We start from the raw sequence: 20,123 nt of genomic DNA on the forward strand, positions 1-20,123 counted from the left end.
AGGGGAATGTTCGATGCCTTGCTCGCTGGGATCCGTGCGACCTATAATGGCTTGGTGCTTCACACCCCTTCGACCCTTGAACTGACCCTATGACTGCCACCCCCTCAACCCAGCGACCTATCCGCATTGGCTCACGCAAAAGTCAACTGGCCCTTGTGCAAACAGAATGGGTACAGGCACAACTGCAAGCCCGCCATGGCGATCGCTCCTTTGAAGTGGTGACCATGACTACCCAGGGAGATAATATTCTGGACGTGGCCTTGGCCAAAATTGGGGATAAGGGTCTGTTTACCAAAGAACTCGAACTGTCGATGCTGCGGCAAGAGACTGATTTGGCGGTGCACTCCCTCAAGGATTTGCCCACCCACCTGCCAGACGGGCTGATGCTGGGCGCAATTACCCGGCGGGAAGACCCTGCTGATGCCCTAGTGTTGGGGGCAAAATGGCTGGGGTACACCCTCGAAACTCTACCCGCAGGTACGATCATTGGCACCTCATCCCTACGGCGGCTCGCTCAACTGCGCCACCACTATCCTCACCTGTCCTTTAAGGATGTGCGGGGCAACCTGAATACCCGTCTGGCCAAGTTGGATGCGGGAGAGTACGATGGCCTGATTTTGGCGGTGGCGGGGTTACGTCGCCTTGGCTTTGGCGATCGCATCAGTCAAGTTCTGCCCGCCAGTGTATCCCTATACGCTGTTGGCCAAGGCGCGCTTGGCATTGAGTGCCGCAGCAACGACCCGGAGATCCTGAGCCTCATTAAAACCCTTGAAGACCCTGAAACCGCTGCCCGCTGCCTCGCCGAACGTGCCTTTTTGCGGCAACTAGAAGGCGGTTGCCAAGTCCCCATTGGCGTACATACGGTGATTGAGCAAGGGCAACTCCGCCTAACGGGGTTAGTCGCTAGCCTGGATGGGCAACGGCTTGTAAAAGATACGATCACTGGCGATCCGAGCACTGCTGAAGTACTGGGCGCGTCCTTGGCCTTGACCTTAAGAGAACAGGGAGCCTCCGAAATTCTGGCCGAAATTTTTGCCACGGTGCGTTCCGAACGCTAGCTGCTACCGTCAACGTTAGGCGCACTATTGCGTAATTCTTGGTAGAGTGGCAGTGTTGTGGTTCACCAACATCATCCTCACTGCCTATGGCCATGCTGAAAACGCGAGCTGCGACTTATCAAGCCTACGATCGCGCGGTGGGTAAGCAAGGACGGGTTCTCGTCCTGTTATGTGTGATGAGCGCGTTCCTCTTTGGTGGCATTGGTGCTCGCCTTGGTTATTTACAGTTGGTTGAGGGCGATCGCAATCGCCAAATGGCAGATGAAAACCGCATTCGCCTGATTCCCAAACCACCGGAGCGGGGCAAAATTTTGGATCGTAAAGGGCGGATTTTAGCAGGGAACACCTTCTCCTACTCCGTCTTCCTATGGCCACTGGCAGCCAAAAAACCAGAATGGCCGCAAACCGTCGCGTTACTCGCCAAAATTCTCAAAATTCCGCCAGCAGAAATTCAGCAGCGGGTCGAGCAAGCGGGCGTGAATTCACCGTCACTCATTCGTATTGCCCAAGGCATTAGCCAAGCTCAAATTGTCGCCCTTGAAGAACATCGCAGCTTTCTGAGCGGGGTTGAAGTGGATCGGGAGGCCTTGCGGTTTTATCCCCACGGGGAAATTGGCGCACATATTCTTGGCTACATTGGCGAGCTAAATGAAGAAGAATTGGCAGCCCGCCGCGATCAAGGGTATCGCCTTGGGGATGTTATAGGAAAAATGGGGGTGGAAGCCACCTACGAAACAACACTACGGGGAACCTGGGGTGGGCAACAGGTTGAAGTGGATGGTCAAGGTAGGGTGATTCGCATCCTTGGTCAAAAGGTCGCCCGCCCGGGCAATGACATCGTCCTTTCAGTTGATCTGGATTTGCAAAAAGCAGCGGAAGCCGCTCTAGGCAATAGAAACGGGGCGATCGTGGCGATGGATCCTCGGGATGGTGCTATTCTGGCCTTGGCCAGCTATCCAGCCTTTGATCCCAACTGGTTTGCGCGGCGCATGACCCAAGCTCAGTGGGATGAATTACAACGACGGCAATTTCCGTTTGTCAATCGTGCCCTCCAAGGGTTTCCTCCCGCAAGCACCTTTAAGGTGGTGACAGCAGTAGCGGGGTTAGAGTCCGGTAAGTTTAGCCCCGATACTGTGCTGATGACCTATCCTGCCCTCTACACGGGTGGGTTTGCCTTTCACGACTGGAACCGGGCTGGTTTTGGCCCCCAAGGGTTTGCTGGCGCATTGGCATGGAGTAGTAATACTTTTTTTGGGCAAGTGGGGCGACGGATCGGCCCTAAAACATTAGTGGAGTGGGCGCGCCGTTTCGGCATGGGGTCAAAAACGGGGATTGATCTGCCTGGGGAGGCGGCGGGGTTTGTGCCAGATCCCCAGTGGAAAAAGGAGACCTTTGGCGAGGGGTGGTACGATGGCGATTCGTTAATTATGTCCATTGGCCAAGGCGCATTGCAAGTGAGTCCTCTACAGGCAGCAGTGATGTTTGCGGTGCCTGCCAACGGTGGCTATAAAGTTCGTCCCCATTTAATTCGCTCTGATAACCCCGATCGCTGGCGCCAGTCCTTGAACTTAAAACCCTCAACGGTCAGGGTTGTGCGTCAAGGGTTGCGGCAGGTGGTGACCAATGGAACCGGCAGTGCCTTAAATGTTCCTGACGTGGCGATCGCTGGCAAGAGTGGCACTGGCGAAGACCCACCGCGACCTCACCACACGTGGTTTGGCGGCTATGCACCCGCTGATAATCCAGAAATTGTCGTTGTTGCTTTTGCTGAAAACTCCGGTGGCGGCGGTGGCTCCATCTGTGGGCCTATGGTTCTCAAGGTCATTCAAGCCTACATGAAGACGCGCGATCGCTAGAAACATGGAATGGCAGTACCTTTGTGAAAAAGGGAACTGCCCCGCAAGGGGGAACGACTGGGGAAACACGCACCTCTGCGTTTGCGGGGCAACCCAAGGACGTAAGTGCTGTCGTAGAACCAGTAACAAGACTTCCCCAGCTTTAGCTGCGGGGAGTATGTCAACTAACCAGCCTTTGACTATTCTGCTTGACACTCCCACCACCTAAAGGTGGGGGATTCTTACGTAGTCCACAAACGAACTCGTAAAGGCGTGAGCAAACCGCCCATACACAGTTCCTTGAGGCAAAGCCCCAAAGTTCTGCTTACTTTTGGGTTTTCTGGCTACTACCTGTCGGGTTTTGCACCAACTTTAGGTAGTTCTATTATACCAAAGCAACTAAAGTTGCTTGAGGGCTTTTCCACCCCGTACTAAAGTACGGGGCTACCAAGCTATCCTTCTGTGTAAGGCTAGATTGCCGCTAAGCTTGGGCATCTCCTTCAATGTAAAGAAAGAGTAAGCCCATCACAACAACCGGCATGAGCCAGCAGACAACGGGAATAAAAATCCAAGGCAAAAAGGACGCAGCGTAAGATCCCATCATAATCAGCGGTTCTCCTTGAGGGTCAACAAGTCAATCAAATGGGTAAGCCATTCGTTTTAGTTAAAGAGGCCCTTCATAATGCCATCAACAACGGCAAAGTTTTCTAGTAAAAAGAAGGCCACAAAGGCACCACCCATGGCACCTACAAAGAAGCCAGCGGTAAACTGACTCCAGCCTTCACCAGTCTTCAGGGCATCGCCACTACTACTCGCTTTTTGGAAGCTAACCAGTCCATAGGCAGCTAAGCAAGCGGTCGCCAATAGAATTAAGGTAATACCGGAAATCAGACCGCCCAAGTTGGCAACATCCGAGTCCCGCAGCGGACCTAGCTTCACCCAAGGGCCAATCAAAAAATAACCGTGCGCCATCCCAACCTCAAGACCCCGCAAAATGGGGGATAAGCCTTGACGATAGGCGGGCAAGTTACTGATAAATGTCTTCACAAGGCCAGAGTCAGAGATTGGCGTGGATAAATGCCCCGCAAAGGGATCGCCATTGTACGGCTTAACCAGTTCGTCTGCCATGATTTTTATTTCCCTAGCATTCCGTCATGTCTGATTGCACAAGGCACAGACCTAAGTGGTTATTCTAGGGAAGCATGGGCGATCGCGGGAGAGGCAAAGGCTATCTCTTCAAGAAAGTTCATGTATCGCAACATCTTCTTAATCCAAGGGGCACGGCTTGCCCAAGATGCCCAGCAAATGATTGATTTTTACACGGGGAAAAATCGCGGTGAGTTGAGTTTAGGGTAATGGCGGCTGGGCAACTGAGTGAGTAATAACTTGACAGTGCTGGGGAGAGATTTTAGGATGCTTATACATAATTGTTTATTGTATTAGTATATTTTTTGTATTTGTAGCCAAGCCCTCGCAGTTTGGCTACTTTTTTCTGTCTTTCTTTACCAAATTCAACCCTCGTGGGTCATAGGATAGCAGGCTTGAGACTCTAGGAATGGCTTGGTCAGATTTTATGACGCGGCTGATTGCGGCGGCGTTCTTTGGGGCTGTCCTAGGTTTTGAACGGCAGTGGCGGCACCGGATGGCAGGGCTAGTCACCAATACCTTGGTGTCGATGGGGGCGGCTATCTTTGTCATGTTTTCACTGATGATTCCGGGGGAGACTAGCCCAACGCGCGTTGCTGCTCAAGTGGTGTCTGGAATTGGTTTTTTGGGGGGKGGGGTGATCCTACAGCAGGGGTTAACCATCCGTGGCCTCAATACGGCAGCAACCCTTTGGTGTGCGGCGGCTTTGGGTATTCTTGCCGGTGGGGGCTATGTCATTCACGGGCTAGTGGCCACGGTTTGACACTCCCACCACCTAAAGGTGGGGGATTCTTACGCAGTCCATAAACGGACTCATAAAGGCGCTGTCAAGACGCCCCTACACAGTTCCTTGAGGCAAAGCCCCAAAGTTCTGCTTACTTTTGGTTTTTTGGCTACTACCTGTCGGGTTTTTCACCAACTTTGGGTAGTTCTCTACTATATTATACCAGTATATTATACCAAAGCAACTAAAGTTGCTTGAGGGCTTTTCCTCCCCGTACTTTAGTACGGGGCTACCAAGCTATCCTTCTGTGTGAAGTCATAGCTCGACTGGAGGAGGAAAGTCTCATTCGCACGATTTTGTTAACCAGTATTAGTGGCGACCTCCAAGTGCGATCGCTGTGGAGCCAGCATCCAGCAGACAAACCACAGCAAGTGATCATTCGGCTAGAACTCGTTTGCCATGAACGTCGCGATATGGCGGTGGAAGTACTCATGAATCGCCTCAGTCTGGAGCCGGGGGTATGGGCAACGCGGTGGTCTGTGGAGGAGCGGCTGATCTAGTTGTTCTAATGGTAGGAGGTGGAGCATTGACAGCTATTTATACCGATGGCGCTTGTGAGGGCAATCCAGGACCAGGCGGCTGGGCAGTGGTGATGTATTTTGAGGATGATGCAGTTCACGAAGTGGGCGGTGGGGATCCGCAAACCACCAATAATCGGATGGAACTACAAGCGGCCATTGAAGCCCTGAAGTTGTGGCGGCAGATCAGCCCTAGGGGGGAGATCGCCCTTTACACCGACAGCGAGTACGTGCTCAAGGGCATTACTCAATGGATTCATAATTGGAAGCGACGGGGGTGGAAAACCGCAGCCAACAAGCCTGTCTTAAATCAAGACCTGTGGCAAGCCTTAGATGCCCTCAACGATCCTGCGGTGACATGGCATCACGTCCGCGGTCACAGTGGTAACGTGGGGAATGAACGCTGTGATGCGATCGCCCGTAGCTTTAGTCGTGGCCAGCCGATTCCCCTAAGACAGCATCCAAGACTGCGGGGGTAATGTCACGGGTTGACTCAAAGACCGCTGTAGCCCCTGCGGCTCGGAGGCGATCGCCATAGTGCGGCCGATCTGCTGGCTGGACGTGGGGCGGAATCMCCCCCAAGCCATACCAACGGCTAGGCACGGCGTGGCGAGCATTAACCACGGTTTGCATATCTGCCACGGTGTCGCCCACATAAAAGACAGGAACATCTCCGTCAGGGATAGCTTGACGATAGGCGCAGATCAGCCCTTGCGGGTTGGGTTTGCCCGGGGCATCCTCCATAGCAATCAGGAGGGGATGATGCAATTGCAAGCGCTGCTTGAGGACATACTCTGCTGAGTCGCGGGTGGCACCACTGACGAACCCCCAGGCGATCGCCGCCGTACTGAAGGCTTGGAAATAGTCTAAATCCACCAACAGCGGTTCATCTTGGATATAGCCAGACCAGTTTTGCCCCGTATAGCGATCTTCAAAAAATGTTACGAGGGTATCGTAGTCGAGGGCAACCTGGTGACGCTGATGTCCGTGTTGCTCAAAATAACGGTAAATCAGTTCCTGAGCACCATCCCAATCATTATTCCAGCAGCCTTCGGCCTTGAGATCGTCAATCTCTTTTTGAGTCGGGCGGTAGGCACCGTGGGTAAAATATTCCACCGTATCCGCAAGGGCACGGCGATAGGAACGGCTGACATCACGGATCACCCCATCAATATCAAAAAAGGTACAGGCTCGTGGGCTAGACACGCGAAGGCTCCCGACACGCTTCAAGACAACTTGTGAGACGTTGAACTAATTCGCTATTATAGAAGACGCTCTATATTCAAAACTCGCTTGGGAGGTTCCACTTGTCCCGCTTCACCCTTAGAGTGCTTTGGTTGGAAAAAGATGTGGCGATCGCTGTCGATCAGGTGGTGGGAAAAGGCACTAGCCCCCTCACCTCCTATTTTTTCTGGCCGCGCACCGATGCTTGGGAACTCCTGAAGGCTGAACTGGAAAGTAAATCGTGGATTTCGGAAACTGAGCGCATTGAGCTGTTAAATCGTGCCACAGAGATCATTAACTACTGGCAGGAGGAAGGTAAAAACCGTCCAGTTGCCGAAGCCCAAAAACGGTTTAGCGACATCAGTTTTGTCGGCACTGCCTAGGTTCCCCCAACACAAACCCTAAAACCACAGAGGAGAAACCACTATGGGTGTTATCGTGTATGGCGTTGTTATTGCCGGTGCTATTGCGTTGGCCGTAGGCTTATTCTATGCCCTGCGCACCGTCAAACTCATCTAGGTTGACGCGTTGCACGTGTTAACTCCACTGTTCTGTTTCAATCTGCGATCTCATGTTTGACGCGCTTGCCGAACGCCTTGAATCTGCTTGGAAAACCCTCCGCGGCCAAGACAAAATTACCGAAACCAATATTCAAGAAGCGTTGCGAGAAGTTCGGCGCGCTCTGCTAGAGGCAGATGTCAACCTGCAAGTGGCCAAAGACTTTATCGAGACCGTCCGGCAGCGGGCGATCGGGGCAGAGGTCATTGCTGGGGTACGTCCGGATCAGCAGTTTATCAAAATTGTTTACGATGCCCTCGTAGAAATTATGGGGGAGTCCTACAGTCCCCTTGCCCAGGCCGACCCCAGTCCTACTATTATCTTGATGGCTGGCTTACAGGGCACTGGCAAAACCACCGCCGCCGCAAAGCTTGCCCTCCATTTGCGCAAAGAGAATCGCCGCGCCCTGCTGGTGGCCACCGATGTCTATCGTCCTGCTGCCATTGACCAGTTAGTGACCCTCGGAAAGCAAATTGATGTACCGGTTTTTGAGCTAGGCACCGAGGCTAATCCCGTGGAAATAGCCCAGCGCGGGGTTGCCCACGCCAAGGCCTTGGGGGTAGATACCGTTATTATTGATACCGCAGGTCGGCTGCAAATTGATACCGAAATGATGGCAGAGCTAGCCGCCATTAAAGACGCCGTACAGCCCCACGAAACCCTCCTAGTCGTGGATGCCATGACCGGTCAGGAGGCAGCGAACCTTACCCGTGCTTTCCATGAACAGGTGGGAATTACCGGTGCTATTCTCACCAAGCTGGATGGTGATACTCGCGGTGGTGCAGCCCTATCGGTGCGGCAGGTGTCCGGCCAACCCATCAAGTTTATTGGCGTGGGCGAAAAAGTCGAAGCCCTCCAGCCCTTTTATCCCGATCGCCTCGCCTCGCGAATTCTGGGGATGGGGGATGTGCTCACCTTGGTGGAAAAAGCCCAAGAGGAAGTGGACTTGGCGGATGCCGAAAAAATGTCCCGCAAAATCCTCGAAGCTCAGTTTGACTTTGATGACTTTCTCAAGCAAATGCGGCTCCTCAGGAATATGGGATCCTTGGCGGGGATCATGAAACTGATTCCGGGAATGAACAAAGTCTCGAGTGAGCAGCTACAGCAGGGAGAGGTGCAACTGAAGCGGGCAGAAGCCATGATTAACTCCATGACCCGCGAAGAGCGCCGCAATCCAGAGCTACTCGCGGGATCCCCCAGTCGCCGTCAACGGGTGGCCAAGGGATCCGGTTATCAGGTGGCGGATGTCAGCAAACTGGTGAGTGACTTCCAGCGGATGCGCTCCCTCATGCAGCAGATGGGGCAAGGCCAGTTTGGGATGCCGGGGATGCCCATGATGCCGGGCATGAATCCTCTGGCTGGACGGGGCGGGCGCGCTCAAGCAGCGAAAAAGCCTAAAAAGCAGAAAAAACGTAAGGGTTTTGGAGTGCTCTAACCATGGCAGAAACCCACGTCCTTCTGTGTGCGATCGCTCCCCATCTGAAGGATGCCCTAGAGCAACACCGCCGCGTCAGTGGTCAAAGCCTGAGTCAAATTTTAGAGCAGGCGCTCAGCCAGTACCTCAAGGTGGGCGAAGAAACCCTGTTTCAAACCTCGACGATTAGCGCGTTGGTAGAAGGGGTGTATCGCGGGGATCTAACCATTGGCGAACTCAAGCAGCAGGGAAATTTTGGCCTAGGCACCTTTGATGACCTCGATGGGGAAATGGTGGTGCTGGAGGGGGAAGTCTATCAGTTGCGCAGTGATGGCACAGTTGCCATGGTGCCAGAAACAGTAAAAACTCCCTTTGCCACCGTGACTGTCTGGAACCAAGACGTGCTCCATGTTTGCCATGACGCCCTGAACTACGACGGTTTACAAGCTCACCTCAAATCCCTGCTGCCCTCCGATAACCTGTTTTATGCCATTCGCATTGAGGGCACTTTTCCTCTGATTAAAACCCGCACCGTCAGCCGCCAAACGGGGGCAACTCGGCTGATTGATGCGGCAGCACAGGCGCAAATTTGTCGGTTTGAACAGATTCAAGGTACCCTCGTTGGCTTTTGGGTGCCGCTGTACATGCAAATGGTGAATATCCCCGGCTTTCATTTTCATTTCCTCAGCCACGATCGCTCCTGTGGAGGGCACCTACTGGATTGTCTGACTGGGAACATAACGATTGCCTTTGATGAAACCCCCTATACCCAGATTGCCTTGCCGGATACAGATGCCTTTCGCGGTGTGGATCTAACGAAGGATACCCGCCACGAATTAGAAGCCGCAGAGCAGGATCGTTAGCTTTGCCTATGCAGGTGTTTGTCACTGGTGCGAGTGGCTTTGTGGGAACCCACGTTGCCACAGTCCTCATGGAAAAGGGCTACCGGGTGCGAGCCTTAGTGCGGCAGCCTGATCGTGCCCCCCACTTAAGAACGTTAGGGGTGGAAGTGGTGCAAGGGGATCTCGTTCACAGCGATTTGGTACCCCTGATGCAGGGCTGTCAAGCACTCTTCCATGTGGCGGCTCACTACAGCCTCTGGCGGCGGGAGCGCGATCGCCTCTACCAAGTGAATGTGGTGGGAACCCAGCGCGTACTGGCGGCTGCCCAACAGGCAGGGGTCGAGCGCACCGTTTATACCAGTTCTGTGGCTGCCATTGGCGTGGATCCCAGTGGTAAACCGGCGACCGAGCGCTACCAAAGCCCCCCAGACAAGTTAATTAGTGAGTACAAACGCTCGAAGTATTGGGCAGAGCAGGCCGCCCACAAGGCAGTGGCGACAGGCCAAGATATTGTAATTGTCAACCCAAGCACCCCCATTGGAGCCTGGGATGCCAAGCCCACGCCCACCGGAGACATGATTCTGCGCTTTTTGCGACGGCAGATGCCCTTTTACGTGGAAACAGGTTTGAACCTGATTCATGTGCGGGATGTGGCGATCGGTCATGTCTTGGCGCTGGAAAAAGGCAGAACGGGCGATCGCTACATTCTGGGGCATCAGAATCTGACCCTTGGCGAAATTCTCAACCGCTTAGCAGCGCTGACGGGGCTACCCCCACCCCGTGGTGCAATTCCAGTGTGGCTGCCCTTGGCGATCGCCTGGATCGATGAAGTGGTCTTGGGCGCGCTTGGCACCCCCCCTCGCATTCCGGTGGATGGCGTGCGGATGGCTCAGCAAACGATGTTCTACGATGCCACTAAAGCGGTACAGGAATTGGGACTGCCCCAAACACCGATTGATCAGGCATTGGCCGAGGCAGTTGCATGGTACCGTGACCGGGGGTATTGCCATTGAGGACTTTGCCATGAGTGATCATCCCCTGCTCTACGAAGGGAAAGCCAAGAAAATCTATGCAACACCTGATCCTGACATTCTCTTGGCGGAATTTAAGGATGATGCCACCGCCTTTAATGCCCAAAAGCGGGGTTCCATTCAAAATAAAGGCGTGATGAACTGCGCGATCGCCAGTCATCTGTTCCAGTATTTGGCGGCTCAGGGTATCCCCAACCACTTCATTGCCCAAGTGGCACCACAACAGATGCAGGTGCGCCGCGTTGAAATTATTCCCCTAGAAGTGGTTGTGCGCAATCGTGCCGCCGGCAGCCTGTGCCGTCAGACGGGGCTACCCCTTGGCCTAGAGCTAACCCCACCCCTAGTGGAGTTTTACCTCAAGGACGATGCCCTTGGCGATCCGCTGCTGACGCGCGATCGCCTGCGGCTCCTTAACCTTGTCACCCCTGCTGAGGAAGACACCCTCATTGAGATGGCCTTAGGGGTCAATCACCATCTGCAGGGCTTTTTCCAAGACTGTGGCATTACCCTAGTGGACTTTAAGCTGGAGTTTGGCCGCCGCGATGGCACGATTCTTCTTGCTGATGAAATTAGCCCCGACAGTTGTCGCCTGTGGAATCAAGAGGAGGCGGATCCGCAAAAACGGATTCTAGATAAGGATCGCTTCCGCCAAGATCTAGGTGCGATTGAAGAGGCCTACGCCCTCGTTATGCAGCGGGTGCTCGCCCATTCCCAACCCTAACGATGGAGACGCAACATGAGCATTATCCTCGGCGCTGATGTTGGTGGCACAAAGACCCTTGTGCAGTTGTGGGAAGTTGTTGGTAGTGATTGGCACTTACTGCGCAGCGCGACGTATGCTAGCCGCGACTTTGCCAATTTAACCCAGTTGTTACAGGACTTTCTCAGCCAAGGCTCCGTGGTGCCACAGCGGGCGTGCCTCGGCATCCCTGGGCCAGTCATTGATCAAACCGCGCAAGTTACAAATTTAGGCTGGCGGGKAAGCGCCGACGAGTTACAGGACGCTCTCAATATTCCCTGTGTCACTCTCCTGAATGATTTTGCCGCCGTGGCCTATGGCTCGTTGGTGTTGCCCCCGAGCGACATTGTGGTATTGCAGGAGCGACCGCGGCGATCGCAGGCGCCCATTGCCTTATTGGGGGCAGGCACCGGTTTAGGAGAAGCCCTCATGCTCTGGCAGGGCGATCGCTATCAGGTGTTACCCATTGAGGGGGGGCACACCGACTTTCCTCCCCGGAATGAACTAGAAATTGGCCTATTGCGCTACCTGTGGCAACACTACGAGCGGGTCTCGGTCGAGCGGGTGGTCTCAGGTCCGGGGTTAGTGAATATCTACGACTACCTCAAAAGTATTGAATTTGCCCCAGAAACCGCAGCGGTACAAACAGCGATGGCCACCATGGATCGGGCGGCGGTTATTAGTCAGTTTGGCATGGCGGGGGATCCCCTGTGTGCTCAAGCCTTGACGATGTTTGTGGCGGCCTACGGCGCTGAGGCGGGAAATCTTGCCCTCAAAAGCCTCCCCTTGGGGGGGATTTTTATTGCTGGCGGAATTGCGGCAAAAATTTTACCGAAGATGACCGATGGCACGTTCTTAACTCATTTTCTAGATAAGGGGCGATTCCGGCCATTGATGGAGCAGTTATTTGTTGCCGTCATTACCAACCCAGAGGTGGGGCTGCTGGGCACCGTTCATCTTGCGGCTCAGGGCGGGTGAGGCAAGGGTTGGCGGAGAGTGCAGTTATGGCTCGATCCTGTGGATGGGATACACTGAGAACTGTTTGCTGGTTGGCTACCTTCGCTCCATGGCTGTCTCATCCAATCCCTTTGTCCTCAGCGGTGCTCGTCCCCACTACAGCCCCGATCGCCCCGTTCGGGTTGAGCATATTTTTCTGGATTTGACCCTTGATCTGGCACAGCATCAGTGTTGGGGACACTGCCACCTACACCTGCGCCCCCTGCACCCCCACGTCCGGCACCTGCGCCTCAATGCTGTTGGCCAACGCATTCAGGGGGTGACCCTCCAGCACCAGATCCACCCCTTCACCTACGATGGCGAACACCTCGACCTTGCCCTAGAGCCGAATTTTCCCCTCAGCCCCGATCAAAGCCTACTGCTGACGATTGAGTACCATCTCGATCGCCCCCAGCGTGGCCTTTATTTTGTGGACACGACCCCGCCGCAAGCATGGACGCAAGGGGAAGACGAAGACTCCCGCTATTGGTTTCCCTGTTTTGACTACCCCGGCCAGTTGGCCACCTCCGAAGTGCGGGTGCGGGTGCCCCACGCCCTACAGGCCATTTCCAATGGGGAACTACGCGCCAGCTACCCAGAGGGCGATTGGCAGGTTTTCCACTGGTACCAACCCCAAGTTCACCCCACCTACCTGATGACCTTGGCCGTCGGGGACTTTGCTGTTTTCGACGATCAGTGGCAGGGTAAACCCGTCACCTATTATGTGGCCAAAGAGCGCGCTGATGATGCCCGCCGCAGCCTAGGCAAAACCCCCCAGATGATTGACTTTTTTAGTCGCATCTATGACTATCCCTATCCCTATCCCAAGTATGCCCAAGTCTGTGTGGCGGATTTTATCTTTGGAGGGATGGAAAATACCTCCACCACCCTGCTCACCGATCGCTGTTTGTTGGACGAGCGCGCGGCGCAAGACGATTTCCGCACTGAAAGTTTGGTAGCGCACGAGTTAGCGCATCAGTGGTTTGGCGATTTAGTGGTGATTAAGCACTGGTCTCACGCTTGGCTAAAGGAGGGGATGGCCTCCTATGCCGAAGTGCTCTGGTTTGAGGAGGAATACGGGGCTGATTTTGCCGCCTACTATCGCCTCGGAGAGTTGCGCAACTACCTCAGTGAAGATAGCGATCGCTACCGCCGTCCCATTGTTACCCATATCTACCGCGAAGCCATTGAACTGTACGATCGCCACCTCTACGAAAAAGGCGCGTGTGTCTATCACATGATCCGCCAAGCGCTAGGGGATGACCTGTTCTGGAAAGCTATCCAGACCTTTGTGAAAACCTATGCCCACCAAACCGTGGAAACGGTGGATCTGCTGCGTGCCATTGAAACCGCCACTGGACGGAACCTGCTCCCCCTATTTGACCAGTACGTGTTTCGCGGTGGTCATCCCGACTTCTATGTGAGCTATCGCTGGGAGAGTACCGATCGCTTAGCGGTCTTAACCATCAAGCAGCAACAGGTCACGGAGGGAGTGAGTCCCCTAGAGCGAAATCTCTTTGATCTGCGCATTCCGGTGGCGATCGGCACCGTTGAGGCGGGGGGCAACGTATCGCTGCAAACGCTCACCCTGCGGGTCTATGAACCTGAGCACACCTTTTACCTMCCCCTGCCGCAGCAGCCCAGCTTTGTGAGTTTTGATGCCGGCAACCACACCCTCAAAACCGTGACCCTAGAGTACCCCCTCCCAGAATTAATGGCTCAGTTGCGCCACGATCCAGACGTACTAGGGCGGATTCACGCCGCGATCGCTCTGGGCAAAAAAGGCAATCTGGAGGTGGTCAACGCCTTGGCAACAGCACTAAAGGAAGAGCCGTTCTGGGGAGTCCGGCAGGAAATTGCCAGCGTCTTGGGAACCATCCGCCTCGATCAAAGCTTAGAGGCGCTCTGCTGTGCCCTTGAAGACCCCCAACCTCAGGTGCGCAACGCTGCCGTTGCGGCGATCGCCAGTTTTAAGAGTGCGGCCGCCTACAACCATCTCAAAGCCATTGCCAAGCACGGTGATCCGAGCTACCGTGTGGAAGCCGCTGCCCTCAAAGGCATCGGGATGATTGCTGCGGCTAAGCCCCAACCCAAACCCAGCCCCGAAAAAGTTCTCAAGCGGTTGCGCAGTGCTCTAGACACTCGCCAAGGGTGGAATGAAGTGGTGCGCTGTGGGGCGATCGCCGGTGTAGGGTACCTCAAAGAGTTACCAGAGGCCGTGGAACTGGTACTCAGCTATACAGCAGCCACGGTACCTCAACCACTGCGCCTTGCCGCTATTCGCACGCTGGGTGCCATGGGCGATCGCCATCATCCCCAGCTGCGCCAGATCCTCGAGCGTTTAGAGCAGTTGAGCCATGAAACCTTTTTCTTGACCCAAGTGGCGGTTGTCCAAGCCCTCAGTCAAATTGATCATCCCCGCGTATTGGCGATTTTGCAGGCTGTGGGCGATCGCACCAGCGATGGCCGCATCAAGCGACTGGTGGATGAGAGCATTGCCAAGCTGAAAAACGCCCTTGGTACAGATGAGCGCTTAAAAACCCTCGAAACGACCCTCAGCGACCTGCAAAAGGAAAACCAAACCCTCAAAAGTCGCTTGGAGCATCTAGAAGCCAAAACGAAGGCTACCCATGCCGACGCAGCAGCAAATTAGCCCCATTTACGCTTGCGGAGAATACTAGGGTGGGCATCCCTCCCTCTGCTACGATCAAGTCTTGGATCATCAATGAAGGCCGTACACCATGCTCCTAGACCTGTCGGGAAAACGCGCTCTTGTCACGGGGATTGCGAATAATCGCTCCATTGCGTGGGGCATTGCCCAGCAACTCCATGCCGCTGGTGCTGAACTGGCTGTAACGTACCTGCCTGATGAGCGCGGCAAGCTTAAACAAAAGGTTGAAGAACTGACTGCCCCCCTGAGTCCAAAGCTTGTATTGCCCCTCGATGTGCAGCAGCCCCAGCAGATCACAGATGCGTTTGAATCACTTGCAGCCGCATGGGGAGGGCTGGATATTTTGATTCACTGCCTCGCCTTTGCCCAAAAAGAGGATCTGAGTGGGGATTTTTCTGCGGTGTCTGTGGAGGGGTTTAACCTTGCCCTTGATATTAGTGCCTATTCCCTCATTGCCCTCAGTCGTGCTGCTAAGCCCCTAATGACAAGCGGTGGGGCGATTGTTACCCTCACCTACTTGGGAGGGGTACGGGTTGTGCCTAACTATAATGTCATGGGTATTGCCAAGGCCGCCTTGGAAATGAATGTGCGTTACCTTGCTGCGGAATTGGGCGCTCAGGGGGTACGGGTAAACGGTATTTCGGCAGGGCCTATTCGCACCCTTGCCTCTTCCGCCGTCGGTGGCATCCTTGACATGATTCACCATGTTGAGGCAACAGCCCCTCTGCGTCGCACGGTCACCCAAACCGAAGTGGGCAATGCCGCTGCCTTTTTGGCCAGTGACTTAGCGAGCGGCATTACCGGACAGATTCTTTACGTGGATTCGGGCTATTGCATTATGGGCATTTGACATACTCCCCATGCCTGAAGGCAGGGGCTTTACGGCGTTTTTTTGGTAATTTGGAGTTGGTGCGCTACAGTAGAGTCAACGAGTTACTTAGTGAGGCGAAGCATGGGTTTACTCGAACGGGTCGGCATGGCCGTGCGCTCTAACCTCAATGCCCTTGTCAGTGCTGCTGAGGATCCAGAAAAAATTCTGGAGCAAACCATCATTGACATGAATGAAGATTTGGTTAAACTGCGCCAAGCCGTAGCTCAGGCGATCGCCGCGCAAAAACGCCTTGAACAACAATATACCCAAAACCTGCAACAGGCTCGGCAATGGGAAGATCGGGCACGACTTGCCCTCAGCAAAGGGGATGAAGCCCTTGCCATGGAAGCCCTCAGCCGCAAAAAGACCGCTACAGATACCGCCGCTGCCTTAAAAACCCAAGTGGATCAAATGGGGGCACAGGTCAAAACGCTTAAGGATAATTTGACGGCTCTAGAGAGCAAACTGGCGGAGGCCAAAACCAAAAAAGAAATGCTCAAAGCGCGGGCTCGGGCCGCCAAAGCCTCAGAGCAAATCCATCAGGCGGTCAGTAAGGTAAGCACCTCCAATGCCATGGCTGTATTTGATCGCATGGAAGATAAAGTTCTGCAGATGGAAGCTCGCTCCCAAGCCATTGCCGAGTTGAGTGGGGATACGCTGGAAAGCAAATTTCAAGCCCTTGAAAGCAGTGCGGGTAGCGATGAGGTGCAATTTGAGCTGCTAGAAATGAAAAAACAACTTGGCTTATTACCAGATACCTCGCCAGCAGGCACGCTACCACAAGCGGTTACTGATACCAGTCCAAGAGCGTCCACCCCTCCTGCGATCACTGATATACAAGATGCCTCACCCAGTTCCGGGGAGGATGACATAGCATATCTGCGTGAGCTTCTCAAATGAATCAGCACTAGGGGCAACTTCATACCACCCAAGCTCGCGAACAAACGGTGATTGGTCGCTGCTGTTCGCGCTAATTTTTTGGCGTTGCTGAATAGACGTATGACTTTCGGGTTTGAGTCTTTTGCCGCCCTCACCCTAGCCCTCTCCCAAAAGAGAGGGAACAAGAATCCTAGCTCCCTTCTCCCTAGGGAGAACGGTTGGGGATGAGGGAATTCATAGTCACATTGAGCAACACCGATCTTCTCAAGAGATAGCGTTAACTCTTGGTAGTTCAGGATACAAAAACCGATGACCAAAGACTGGAGTTATAATAGTAGTACTGGTGTGGGAGTACCGTACTAAACTCCATTTCAGTTGTCCAAACCGTCCAATCATCCGTTTCTTGAATACGTTTTGGGAGCACAATTTCTTCCCATCTCAAAGCTCAGCTTGATTGGCATCATTCAAGAGTGCCTTTTGCATTAAAAAGCATTAAAAACCATTAAAAATAGCGATCGCAAATGACGCTGATTTGTTGCATTACTGAGGATTGTAAATTATGAACTGTACACGCTACACTGACCTCCCTGAGGTTGCATGGCATGGCTTTACGGGTGGCGATTGGGTCACGCGGGTGGATGTACGCGATTTTATTCAGCGCAACTATACGCCCTACCTAGGAGATGCGGCATTTTTAGCCCAAGCCAGCGATCGCACCCAACAGTTATGGGCAAAAGTGCGTGACCTGATGGCTCTAGAGCGGGAAAAAGGTGTGCTCGATGTCGATACCAGCGTTCCTTCCAGTATTACCGCCCATGCCCCCGGCTACATTGACCGCGATCTAGAACAGATTGTGGGTCTGCAAACCGATAAACCCCTCAAACGCGCCATCATGCCCTTTGGCGGTATTCGTGTTGTCGAAACCTCTCTCAACGCCTATGGCTACGAGCTAGATCCTCGTACCAAAGAGATCTTCACCAAGTACCGCAAAACCCATAACGACGGCGTTTTTGATGCCTACACTCCAGAAATGCGCCGCTGTCGTAAGTCCGGCATTATTACAGGCCTGCCAGATGCCTACGGTCGGGGACGCATTATTGGTGACTATCGTCGGGTGGCACTCTACGGGGTGGATCGCCTAATTGCCGACAAACAGGCGCAGCAAGCCTCCCTAGAACTGGACACAATTGACGAAGCGACCATTCGCCTACGCGAAGAACTCTCAGAGCAGATTAAGGCTCTCAAAGAACTCAAAGAGATGGCCGCCAGCTATGGTATTGATATTACCAAGCCTGCCAGCACCGGCAAAGAAGCCGTTCAATGGCTCTACTTTGGGTACTTGGCTGCAGTCAAAGAGCAAAACGGCGCTGCCATGTCCTTGGGACGGGTCTCCACGTTTTTAGATATTTACTTCGAGCGGGATCTACGCCTCGGTACCGCCAGCGAAGCGGACATTCAGGAGTGGCTCGATCACTTTKTGATGAAAMTGCGGATGGTGCGGTTCCTGCGAACTCCCGAATACAACGAGCTATTCTCCGGCGATCCAACATGGGTTACAGAATCTATCGGTGGGATTGGCTTAGATGGCCGTCCGCTGGTCACCAAGACTAGTTTTCGGATCCTCAATACGCTCTATACTCTGGGGCCAGCGCCTGAGCCAAACTTAACGGTGTTGTGGTCAGAGCACTTGCCGCAGGCATTCAAACAGTTCTGTGCTCAGGTGTCCATCGACACCAGTTCCATCCAGTATGAAAACGACGACCTGATGCGTCCCTACTGGGGAGATGACTATGCCATTGCCTGCTGTGTCTCAGCAATGCGGGTGGGCAAACAAATGCAGTTCTTTGGCGCGCGGGTCAACCTAGCAAAAGCCCTACTCTACGCCATCAACGGTGGCCGTGATGAACAATCAGGGATGCAGGTGGCTCCCATGTTTGCCCCGATTACCGGTGACACCCTCCGGTGGGAGGATGTGCTGCCGCGCTTGCAACAAATGATGGCGTGGTTGGCCAAAGTGTATGTCAACACCCTCAACGTCATCCACTACATGCACGATAAGTACTGCTACGAACGGCTCGAGATGGCGCTCCACGATCGCGATGTATTTCGTACCATGGCCTGTGGTGTGGCGGGGCTATCGGTGGTGGCGGATGCCCTCTCGGCCATTAAATACGCTGAGGTGACGATCATCCGCAATGCCGAAGGATTGGCGGTGGATTATGCGATCAAGGGTGACTTTCCTAAGTACGGGAACAACGATGACCGCGTCGATAGCTTGGCCGTATGGCTGGTGGAAACCTTCATGAATGAGATCCGCAAGCATAAGACCTACCGTGATGCCGTGCCGACGCAATCGGTGCTGACCATTACCTCCAACGTCGTCTATGGCAAGAAAACCGGCAGCACCCCCGATGGCCGCAAAGCCGGTGAACCCTTTGCGCCGGGAGCCAACCCTATGCACGGTCGCGATACCAAAGGGGCGATCGCCTCGTTAGCATCGGTGGCCAAACTGCCGTACATCCATGCCCAAGATGGCATCTCGAATACGTTTTCTATTGTGCCCAGCGCCCTTGGCAAAACTCGCGAGGATCAAATTGCCAACCTTGCCAATATGTTGGATGGTTACATCCACGATCAAGGGTTCCACATCAATGTCAACGTCCTCAACCGCGAGATGTTACTCGATGCGATGGATCATCCTGAACTCTACCCGCAACTCACCATTCGGGTTTCGGGCTACGCGGTGAACTTTATCAAACTCACCCGTGAACAACAGTTGGATGTTATTAACCGCACCTTCCATGAACGCCTCTAAACGCCTCTAGGTGCAGTTCGGTCTAGATTAGGGCTACATTTTCTGCCTCGGTTGCCTAGCGATCGGGGTGGTTTTTTTGAGTCATTTAGCGTGGGGTTCTCCCGTTTGGGTAAGCTGATCTGTATCACTTCATGAACGCTATCCATGTTGGAAACCTGTCCCCGTTGTTCGGCTCGCTTAGGGCCGCCCCTTTCTACTGGGCGCCAAGTGTGTAGCGTCTGTGGCTGGAGTTGCGTGGTTGTGGAGCGAGGAACGTCTTCCGCCTCAACAGCACAAACCAAAACAGGACTGGTGTTACTGTTGGCGCAACTCGGACGTTTAATACGCCGGTTTTTCCAATACCTGATCTTGCAAGTACGCCTGTTTTGGCAAGGATTAGGCGATCGCGTCCGTCGCCAGCGACAACAACCCCGCCAAAGTTTTGTAGAGCGTTTGGCTAACAAGCTGCAACGTCTAGAAACCCAAATTCCCACCGGCGACCCCCGCCAAGAATGGCTGACCCCGGAAGAAGCCTTTGAGCTGTTAGGCGGTCAGCTAGACAACCCCCACTCAAAGGTGAGTACCCTCAATGGCAAGCGTTGCATTGGGCTGTCTGCCTTTCGTCGTTTGGTGAATACGGCTGAGTATGCTGATTTTGGGTTTGAGTACTCCAGCGATCGCCGCCTCAAAAACCTACCTTACCTTCGCCGCCTCCCCCAGTAGCCTACAATGGGAGCACAGGTCTTGGCGGCCTTGGTATGGC

20 protein-coding genes are annotated in these 20,123 nt (G+C 53.9%); 17 read left to right on the forward strand and 3 right to left on the reverse strand.

Translation table 11 applies throughout. The features are described 5' to 3' along the window. Nucleotides 1–89: 89 nt before the first annotated feature. Both hemC and mrdA read left to right on the forward strand, forming a co-directional pair. On the forward strand, nucleotides 90–1,058 hold the full coding sequence (gene hemC, locus L5470_RS00950; RefSeq protein WP_499497589.1) for a hydroxymethylbilane synthase: 969 nt from the start codon (nucleotides 90–92) through the stop codon (nucleotides 1,056–1,058). 86 nt (nucleotides 1,059–1,144) lie between these two features. Further along, nucleotides 1,145–2,914: a penicillin-binding protein 2 gene (mrdA, locus tag L5470_RS00955; protein WP_499497591.1), complete on the forward strand. Its 1,770-nt coding sequence runs from the start codon at nucleotides 1,145–1,147 to the stop codon at nucleotides 2,912–2,914. 460 nt (nucleotides 2,915–3,374) lie between these two features. Here mrdA and L5470_RS00960 read toward each other — a convergent pair whose 3' ends face one another. Together L5470_RS00960 and L5470_RS00965 are read right to left on the reverse strand one after the other, a co-directional pair. After that, nucleotides 3,375–3,497, reverse strand: coding sequence for a photosystem I reaction center subunit VIII (locus L5470_RS00960; RefSeq protein WP_099798457.1), 123 nt, complete (start codon nucleotides 3,495–3,497; stop codon nucleotides 3,375–3,377). A gap of 56 nt (nucleotides 3,498–3,553) precedes the next feature. After that, nucleotides 3,554–4,021: a photosystem I reaction center protein subunit XI gene (locus L5470_RS00965; protein WP_099798456.1), complete on the reverse strand. Its 468-nt coding sequence runs from the start codon at nucleotides 4,019–4,021 to the stop codon at nucleotides 3,554–3,556. A gap of 427 nt (nucleotides 4,022–4,448) precedes the next feature. Between L5470_RS00965 and L5470_RS00970 the strand changes: the two genes are divergently transcribed. From L5470_RS00970 to rnhA, 3 genes are all read left to right on the forward strand, one after another. Next, entirely contained in the window at nucleotides 4,449–4,802 is a 354-nt protein-coding gene (locus L5470_RS00970) for an MgtC/SapB family protein (protein WP_099798455.1), read from the forward strand. A gap of 215 nt (nucleotides 4,803–5,017) precedes the next feature. After that, a complete protein-coding gene (locus tag L5470_RS00975) occupies nucleotides 5,018–5,323 on the forward strand; it encodes a hypothetical protein (protein ID WP_499497593.1) in 306 nt (101 codons plus the stop codon). A 26-nt stretch (nucleotides 5,324–5,349) separates the two neighbouring features. Then, nucleotides 5,350–5,820: a ribonuclease HI gene (gene rnhA, locus L5470_RS00980; RefSeq protein WP_227517570.1), complete on the forward strand. Its 471-nt coding sequence runs from the start codon at nucleotides 5,350–5,352 to the stop codon at nucleotides 5,818–5,820. On the opposite strand, the gene L5470_RS00985 is transcribed toward rnhA, so the two are convergent. Further along, on the reverse strand, nucleotides 5,768–6,547 hold the full coding sequence (locus tag L5470_RS00985) for a TIGR01548 family HAD-type hydrolase (protein WP_499497595.1): 780 nt from the start codon (nucleotides 6,545–6,547) through the stop codon (nucleotides 5,768–5,770). The genes rnhA and L5470_RS00985 overlap by 53 nt on opposite strands. 101 nt (nucleotides 6,548–6,648) lie before the next feature. Here L5470_RS00985 and L5470_RS00990 point away from each other — a divergent pair, with 101 nt between their 5' ends. From L5470_RS00990 to L5470_RS01045, 12 genes are all read left to right on the forward strand, one after another. Next, entirely contained in the window at nucleotides 6,649–6,948 is a 300-nt protein-coding gene (locus tag L5470_RS00990; RefSeq protein ID WP_198406159.1) for a 30S ribosomal protein PSRP-3, read from the forward strand. Nucleotides 6,949–6,991: 43 nt separating this feature from the next. Next, the gene (gene petL, locus L5470_RS00995) at nucleotides 6,992–7,084 is read left to right on the forward strand and encodes a cytochrome b6-f complex subunit PetL (RefSeq protein ID WP_099798452.1); all 93 of its coding nucleotides are present in this window, start codon (nucleotides 6,992–6,994) and stop codon (nucleotides 7,082–7,084) included. A gap of 52 nt (nucleotides 7,085–7,136) precedes the next feature. Continuing rightward, nucleotides 7,137–8,558, forward strand: a complete 1,422-nt coding sequence (ffh, locus tag L5470_RS01000; protein ID WP_099798451.1) for a signal recognition particle protein — start codon at nucleotides 7,137–7,139, stop codon at nucleotides 8,556–8,558. Nucleotides 8,559–8,560: 2 nt separating this feature from the next. Next, nucleotides 8,561–9,400: an acetolactate decarboxylase gene (gene budA / locus L5470_RS01005; RefSeq protein ID WP_499497598.1), complete on the forward strand. Its 840-nt coding sequence runs from the start codon at nucleotides 8,561–8,563 to the stop codon at nucleotides 9,398–9,400. Between the two features lie 8 nt (nucleotides 9,401–9,408). Beyond that, nucleotides 9,409–10,392, forward strand: a complete 984-nt coding sequence (hpnA, locus tag L5470_RS01010; protein ID WP_099798449.1) for a hopanoid-associated sugar epimerase — start codon at nucleotides 9,409–9,411, stop codon at nucleotides 10,390–10,392. Nucleotides 10,393–10,402: 10 nt separating this feature from the next. Further along, on the forward strand, nucleotides 10,403–11,131 hold the full coding sequence (gene purC / locus L5470_RS01015; RefSeq protein WP_099799830.1) for a phosphoribosylaminoimidazolesuccinocarboxamide synthase: 729 nt from the start codon (nucleotides 10,403–10,405) through the stop codon (nucleotides 11,129–11,131). A gap of 15 nt (nucleotides 11,132–11,146) precedes the next feature. Beyond that, nucleotides 11,147–12,127, forward strand: coding sequence for a glucokinase (locus L5470_RS01020; protein WP_499497600.1), 981 nt, complete (start codon nucleotides 11,147–11,149; stop codon nucleotides 12,125–12,127). An 88-nt stretch (nucleotides 12,128–12,215) separates the two neighbouring features. Further along, nucleotides 12,216–14,798 (forward strand): M1 family aminopeptidase, encoded by a 2,583-nt coding sequence (locus L5470_RS01025; protein WP_499497602.1) that lies wholly within the window; start codon nucleotides 12,216–12,218, stop codon nucleotides 14,796–14,798. An 88-nt stretch (nucleotides 14,799–14,886) separates the two neighbouring features. After that, nucleotides 14,887–15,666 carry an enoyl-ACP reductase FabI gene (gene fabI / locus L5470_RS01030; RefSeq protein ID WP_099798447.1) on the forward strand — a complete coding sequence of 260 codons (780 nt, stop codon included), beginning with the start codon at nucleotides 14,887–14,889 and terminating at the stop codon, nucleotides 15,664–15,666. 102 nt (nucleotides 15,667–15,768) lie between these two features. Next, complete coding sequence (locus tag L5470_RS01035) at nucleotides 15,769–16,587, forward strand: PspA/IM30 family protein (RefSeq protein ID WP_099798446.1); 819 nt, start codon at nucleotides 15,769–15,771, stop codon at nucleotides 16,585–16,587. A 538-nt stretch (nucleotides 16,588–17,125) separates the two neighbouring features. Further along, complete coding sequence (gene pflB / locus L5470_RS01040; protein ID WP_499497605.1) at nucleotides 17,126–19,381, forward strand: formate C-acetyltransferase; 2,256 nt, start codon at nucleotides 17,126–17,128, stop codon at nucleotides 19,379–19,381. A 144-nt stretch (nucleotides 19,382–19,525) separates the two neighbouring features. Then, complete coding sequence (locus L5470_RS01045; RefSeq protein WP_499497607.1) at nucleotides 19,526–20,083, forward strand: hypothetical protein; 558 nt, start codon at nucleotides 19,526–19,528, stop codon at nucleotides 20,081–20,083. Nucleotides 20,084–20,123: the final 40 nt, after the last annotated feature.

Origin of the sequence: Synechococcus sp. PCC 6717 (assembly GCF_022698185.1) — a bacterium.
Lineage (GTDB): Bacteria > Cyanobacteriota > Cyanobacteriia > Thermosynechococcales > Thermosynechococcaceae > Thermosynechococcus > Thermosynechococcus lividus.

What these genes read in the sequence shown, in the direction of transcription:
- hemC (WP_499497589.1), top strand. Translation starts at nt 90, where the DNA reads ATGACTGCCACCCCCTCAACCCAGCGACCTATCCGCATTGGCTCACGC.
- mrdA (WP_499497591.1), top strand. Translation starts at nt 1,145, where the DNA reads ATGGCCATGCTGAAAACGCGAGCTGCGACTTATCAAGCCTACGATCGC.
- L5470_RS00960 (WP_099798457.1), bottom strand. Translation starts at nt 3,497, where the DNA reads ATGATGGGATCTTACGCTGCGTCCTTTTTGCCTTGGATTTTTATTCCC.
- L5470_RS00965 (WP_099798456.1), bottom strand. Translation starts at nt 4,021, where the DNA reads ATGGCAGACGAACTGGTTAAGCCGTACAATGGCGATCCCTTTGCGGGG.
- petL (WP_099798452.1), top strand. Translation starts at nt 6,992, where the DNA reads ATGGGTGTTATCGTGTATGGCGTTGTTATTGCCGGTGCTATTGCGTTG.
- ffh (WP_099798451.1), top strand. Translation starts at nt 7,137, where the DNA reads ATGTTTGACGCGCTTGCCGAACGCCTTGAATCTGCTTGGAAAACCCTC.
- budA (WP_499497598.1), top strand. Translation starts at nt 8,561, where the DNA reads ATGGCAGAAACCCACGTCCTTCTGTGTGCGATCGCTCCCCATCTGAAG.
- hpnA (WP_099798449.1), top strand. Translation starts at nt 9,409, where the DNA reads ATGCAGGTGTTTGTCACTGGTGCGAGTGGCTTTGTGGGAACCCACGTT.
- purC (WP_099799830.1), top strand. Translation starts at nt 10,403, where the DNA reads ATGAGTGATCATCCCCTGCTCTACGAAGGGAAAGCCAAGAAAATCTAT.
- fabI (WP_099798447.1), top strand. Translation starts at nt 14,887, where the DNA reads ATGCTCCTAGACCTGTCGGGAAAACGCGCTCTTGTCACGGGGATTGCG.
- L5470_RS01035 (WP_099798446.1), top strand. Translation starts at nt 15,769, where the DNA reads ATGGGTTTACTCGAACGGGTCGGCATGGCCGTGCGCTCTAACCTCAAT.
- L5470_RS01045 (WP_499497607.1), top strand. Translation starts at nt 19,526, where the DNA reads ATGTTGGAAACCTGTCCCCGTTGTTCGGCTCGCTTAGGGCCGCCCCTT.